The organism is Burkholderia sp. Tr-20355, assembly GCF_017104685.1.
Classification (GTDB): domain Bacteria; phylum Pseudomonadota; class Gammaproteobacteria; order Burkholderiales; family Burkholderiaceae; genus Burkholderia; species Burkholderia seminalis.
In genome coordinates, this window is record NZ_JAAGPK010000278.1 from 1 (window position 1) to 5,774 (window position 5,774).

5 protein-coding genes and 1 pseudogene are annotated in these 5,774 nt (G+C 71.5%); all 6 read left to right on the plus strand.

Annotated features, from left to right (window positions below; genetic code table 11):
• The coding region (locus G3N62_RS33935; protein WP_206141472.1) for a BON domain-containing protein at positions 1–342 on the plus strand (342 nt) is incomplete at its 5' end.
• 46 nt (positions 343–388) lie between these two features.
• The gene (locus G3N62_RS33940) at positions 389–3,166 is read left to right on the plus strand and encodes an ABC transporter transmembrane domain-containing protein (protein ID WP_185733054.1); all 2,778 of its coding nucleotides are present in this window, start codon (positions 389–391) and stop codon (positions 3,164–3,166) included.
• Complete coding sequence (locus tag G3N62_RS33945; RefSeq protein ID WP_175028771.1) at positions 3,111–3,635, plus strand: hypothetical protein; 525 nt, start codon at positions 3,111–3,113, stop codon at positions 3,633–3,635. Before G3N62_RS33940 ends, G3N62_RS33945 begins: the two co-directional genes overlap by 56 nt.
• A 154-nt stretch (positions 3,636–3,789) precedes the next feature.
• On the plus strand, positions 3,790–4,569 hold the full coding sequence (locus G3N62_RS33950; protein WP_124669553.1) for an SDR family oxidoreductase: 780 nt from the start codon (positions 3,790–3,792) through the stop codon (positions 4,567–4,569).
• Positions 4,560–5,171: an HAD-IIIA family hydrolase gene (locus G3N62_RS33955; protein WP_034189961.1), complete on the plus strand. Its 612-nt coding sequence runs from the start codon at positions 4,560–4,562 to the stop codon at positions 5,169–5,171. The genes G3N62_RS33950 and G3N62_RS33955 overlap by 10 nt, the downstream gene beginning before the upstream one ends.
• Positions 5,168–5,774: pseudogene (locus tag G3N62_RS33960) on the plus strand (glycosyl transferase); the annotation flags it as partial. The gene G3N62_RS33955 and the pseudogene G3N62_RS33960, both read left to right, overlap by 4 nt.

A 5,774-nucleotide genomic window follows, 5' to 3' on the forward strand; every position in this document is an offset into this window, starting at 1 on the left:
TCGCGCTCCGACGAGCGGATCCGCGAGGACGTCTGCGAGCGGCTGGCGCATGCGCTCGACATCGACGTGAGCGATGTCACCGTGCAGGTGCAGGACGGCTGCGTCATCCTGGACGGCACGGTCCCGGCGCGCTGGATGAAGCACGACATCGAGGATCTGGCTGACGGCTGCATGAGCGTGCGCGACGTCGATAATCGCGTGCGCGTGCGCCGCGAAGGCGAGCACGATACGGGCATGGTGCTGCATCCCGACCAGCGGACCGTCACGCCGACGCTGCCGGCCGCACGCGATCCCGAACCGGGCGCCGTCGTGCCCGGCCGCGAGCGCAAGCCGCACCATTGACGGCCGTGCACGCCGCGCCGCGATCCCGACCGCGAGCCGCTTACGCATGACGGCCGGCATCGACGATACGCGGCCCGCGCGGCGCGGCGGCACCGCGGGCCGCGACCGTCGCGACGAGCGCGGCCTGCGGCTGCGGATTGCGGCCGAACTGGGGCGCGCGATCTGGCATTACCGTGCCCGCGTTCTGGCGGCGATCGCGCTGCTGATGCTCGCGAAGGCGGCGGCCGTCGCGGTGCCGCTGCTGCTCAAGGACATCGTCGACGGCTTCGGCCGCGCGGCCGGCCAGCCTGTCGCGTGGCCGGTGCTGCTGCTGTTCGCGTACGCGGTCGTGCGCTTTGCGTCGAATGCGCTGAACGAAGTGCGCGACATGACCTTCGTGCAGGTCACGCAGCATACGGTCGCATCGTTTACCGTACGCACGTTCGGCCACCTGCACCGGCTCGGCGCGCGTTTTCATGCGCAGCGCGAGACGGGCGCGGTCGTGCGCGACCTCGAGAAAGGCACGGCCGGCATCGGCTATCTGCTCGGTGTCGCGGTGTTTACGGTCGTGCCGACGGCCATCGAGATCGGCTCGGTGATCGCGATCGTGATCGGCAAGTACGGCAGCGGCTTTACCGCGATCATCGTCGTCACGTTCGGCGTCTACGCGGCCTGTACGGTTGTGTTTACGCGCCGGCGGATGCGTGTCCAGCGGCGCGTGAACGCGCTCGAGGCCGAGTCGAACGCACGCGTGGTGGACAGCCTGCTGAACGTCGATACGGTCAAGTACTTCGCGCGCGAGGACGTCGAGCGCGACCGGCTCGAGCGCGTGCTCGACGCGTGGCGCGAGGCGGGCATCGACAACCAGTACGCGCTGTCGACGCTGCATATCGGCCAGAGCGCCTGCATCGGCGCGGGGATCGCCGCGGTGATGCTGCTCGCCGGCCAGCAGGTGGCGCGCGGCGCGATGACGGTCGGCGATCTCGTGCTGATCAACGCATACATCATCCAGATCAGCCTGCCGCTGAACGCGCTCGGTTTCGTGTTCCGCGAGGCGAACGACGCGATGACGAACGTCGAGCGGCTGTTCGGGCTGCTCGATGCACGCGGCAAGCCCGGCGAGGACGGCGACGCGCCGGGGGCGCAGCCGCTCGCGGTACGCGGCGGCGCGATCGAGTTCGCGCATGTCGACTTCGGCTACGAGCCGGGCCGGCAGATCCTGTCGGACGTGTCGTTTCGCATCGAGCCCGGGCAGACGGTCGCGGTGGTCGGCGGCAGCGGCTCGGGCAAGTCGACGCTCGCGCGGCTGCTGTTCCGGCTGTACCAGCCCGACGCGGGCACGATCCGGATCGATGGCCAGGACCTGCGGCTCGTCACCGAACGCAGCCTGCGCGACGCGCTCGGCATCGTCCCGCAGGACACGATCCTGTTCAACGACACGCTCGCCTACAACATCGCGTACGGCAAGCGCGATGCGACGCGCGGCGACGTGATCGCGGCCGCGCGCGGCGCGCAACTCGACGCGTTCATCGAGCGGCTGCCCGACGCGTACGACACGCGCGTCGGCGAGCGCGGCGTGCGGCTGTCGGGCGGCGAGCGGCAGCGGGTCGCGATCGCGCGCGCATTGCTGAAGGCGCCGCCGATCGTCGTGTTCGACGAGGCGACCTCCGCGCTCGACATGCGCGCGGAGCGCGCGATCCAGCAGGAGCTGATGCGCGTCGCCCGGCACCGCACGACGCTCATCATCGCGCACCGGCTGTCGACGATCGTCGACGCCGACCGCATTCTCGTGATGGAGCACGGCCGCCTCGTCGAACACGGCACGCACGACGCACTGCTCGCCAGCGGCGGCGTCTATGCGCAGATGTGGTCGCTGCAGGCGAAGCAGCGCGAACTGGCGCGCACGGAGGCGAAGTTCGCGCGGCAGCCGGTCAGGATCAACCCGCTCGTGTCGCAGGTGCTCGATTCGCTGGCGGACGACGCCGCGCGGCGCGGCGTGCCGGTGTTTCGCCACCTGTCGGACGAGGACCTCGTCGTCAACGCCGATCCGGCCGCGTTGCGGCGTTTCGTATGGGAACTGTGCCGCGGCGGGATCGACGCGAGCGGCGGCGGGCACCTCGAGGTGCGTACCGCGCGTCACGATCCGGAGGCGCGGATCACGATCGCGTGCGCGGACGCCGACGCGCTCGAGCTGTCGCTGCTCGACCTCGAACGGTTGCAGGGTGCGATCGAGGAAGCCGGCGGCTACGTGGTGCGCGAACGCGACGATACGGGCGTGACGCTGCACCTGTCGCTGCCGATGTACGTGGTGGCGCCCGAGCCCGTGCAACCGGCCGGCGGCATGCCACCCTCCGATGCGCCGGCCAGGCCGCTCGACGGCCTCGTCATCGCGTGCGTGGACGATCACGACGAGGCGCGCGACGCGCTCGCCGCGCTGCTGCAGCTCGCAGGCGCTCACGTGCATGCGTACGCGTCCGGGCAGGCCTTGCTCGACGACCTGTGGCGCGCGCGCCGGGCGGACTGGCCGGCGCTGCTCGTCTGCGACATCGATCTCGGCGACGACGAGGATGACGGCTATGCGGTGATGTCGCGCGTGCGCCAGCTCGATGCCGCGCGCGACCGCGCGGGCCGCGCGCCGCTCGAGGCGCTCGCGCTGTCCGGCCACGCGCGCGAACGCGACCGCACGCGCGCGGTCGAGGCCGGTTTCCATGCCTACCTGACCAAGCCCGCGGTAGCGGCCGACCTGATCGCGGCGTTGCGTGCGCTCGCGTTTTCCTCTGGAGAATCCCATGCCGAACCTTCCCCGCCCGATGCCCGACACACTGATCGACCGACGCGCGGGTAGCGCGTTCGCGGACCGCCAGGCCGCGGTGGCGGCCGTCGAGCTGCTGCTGCCGAGCCTGTCGGCCGCGCTGCAGAGCGACTTCGTCGGCGACAGCGGCTGCCTGCACATCGTGATCATGGATCCGGCGCTCGGGCCGCACGACACGTCGTTCGAGGACGCGATTCTGTACGAGTTCTCGCTGCCCGACCCGAAGGACTGGGACGCCGACTACCGTGCCTATGCGCGCGCGAAGGCGCGGCTGTCGTGGGAGACGGGCCGCGACGGCCATGTCGTGCAGGCGCTGGAGCCGTACCGGTTACGCGCGGGCGACACGAATCTGTGGGGCGGCGTCGCGCTCGGCGGAATCGTGGTCGGCGTGTCGGGCGCGCAGCCGTGGTTCGACGAAGCGTTCGCGGGCTGCATCGCGCACTGCCTGCGCGCGCTCGCGAAGCACCGCGCGCAGGCGACGCCCGACGCGCTCGCGATCTGAGTTCGGCCGCGCGGCCCGTTTTTACAGCCGCTTATAAAAAAGCCAGCGATCGCCCGCCGGCGCCCGATGCGGCGCGGGCGCACGCGGCCCGGCACGGTTTTCGCTGTACCTCATGCACCGACGCTTGTCACGACAAGCGTCCCCCATCAGCAGCATGACGCTCGAACGTCGACAGGAGGTGCAGGTGAACGCGACTCACGAATCAGCCAGACCCGCGCTCGCTGGACGAACCGCGCTCGTGACCGGCGGTGGCCGCGGTCTGGGCGAAGCGATATGCGAGGACCTGGCGCGGCATGGCGCGCACGTGGTCGTCGCCGATCTCGACGGCGACCGCGCGGCGGCCGTCGCGCAGCGGCTCGAACGCCACGGCGGACAGGCGGTCGGCCGCCCGCTCGACGTGCGCGACGAGGCGTCGGTGCTGGAGGTCGTCCGCGACGCGCGCGAATCGCTCGGCGATCTGGACGTGATCGTCAACAACGCGGCGATCGACGTGACCGCGCCGATCGACGACGTGAGCGTGGACGCCTGGCGCCAGGTGCTGATGACGAACCTGTTCGGCCCGTACCTGATGTGTCACGCGGCCGTGCCGATGATGAAGGCGCGCGGCGGCGGCCATATCGTCAATATCGCGTCGACCGCGTCGAAGCGGGCGTGGCCCAATGCGTCCGCGTACCACGCGACGAAGTGGGGGCTGCTCGGCCTGTCGCATGCGCTGCATGCCGAACTGCGCCCGAGCGGCGTGCGCGTGTCGGCGATCGTCGCGGGCGGGATGCGCACGCCGTTCCTGCTCGACCGCTTTCCCGACATCGACGAGGACACGCTGCAGCCGCCGGAGAACGTCGCGGCCGCCGTGCGCTTCGTGCTCGCGCAGCCGCCGGGTACCGTCGTGCCGGAAGTGATGGTGCTGCCGATGAAGGAGTCGTCATGGCCCTGACGCGCGAACGGCGGCTGCCCGGCGCGGTGCTGCTCGACAAGGACGGCACGCTGCTCGACGACGTGCCGTACAACGTCGACCCCGCACGCATGCGTCTCGCGCCGGGAGCGGCCCGGGCGTTGCGCGCGCTCGGCGCGACCGGCATGCCGCTCGCGGTCGTCTCGAACCAGCCGGGCGTCGCGCTCGGCCGCTTTACCGAAAACGAGCTTGGCGCGGTCCGCCAGCGTCTCGCCGAACTGTTCGAAGCAAACGGTGCGACGCTGGCGGATTTTTTTTACTGCCCGCATCACCCGCAGGGCAGCGTGCCGCGCTATGCCTGCGACTGCCTGTGCCGCAAGCCGCGGCCCGGCATGGTGCGCCGCGCGCTGGCCGCGCTCGGCGCCGTTCCCGAATGGAGCTGGATGATCGGCGACATCCTCGACGACGTCGAGGCCGGCCGCACCGCGCGGTGCGGCACGATTCTCGTCGATTGCGGTCACGAGACCGAGTGGCGCGTCGACGCGGCGCGCACGCCGCACCATGTCGTCGACCGGATCGACCTGGCCGCCGACATCGTCGTGCGCGAAGCCGTGCGCCGGCATGGCACGTGGGGGCGGCGATGAACGCCGCCTGGCACCGCGCGCGCCGCATCCTGTGCGTGCGGCTCGACAGCCTGGGCGACGTGCTGATGACGACGCCCGCGCTGCGGGCGCTGAAGGAGGGCGGCAGCGGCCGCCGGCTCACGCTGCTGACGTCGCGCACGGGCGCCGCGCTTGCGCCGCACCTGCCGATGGTCGACGACGTATGGTGCTACGACGCGCCGTGGGTCCGGCATCCCGACGTGCGCGGCGACCCGGTGGCCGATCTCGACATGATCGACCGGCTGCTGGCCGGCCGCTTCGACGCGGCCGTGATCTTCACCGTATACAGCCAGAACCCGCTGCCCGCCGCGATGATGTGCTGGCTCGCGGGCATCCCGCTGCGGCTCGCGCATTGCCGCGAGAATCCGTACGAGCTGCTGACCGACCGCGTGCCGGAAACCGAGCCGGACGCCCATGTGCGCCACGAGGTCGCGCGTCAGCTCGCGCTGGTGCGGGCCGTCGGCGCGACGACGTCGGACTGGCGGATGGCGTTCGAGCCGGGCGACGCGGCCCGGCGCGCGGTCCACGCGCGTTTGCGGGCCGCGCTGCAGCGCATCGGCGGCGCGCGAACGCGCGTGGACCGCG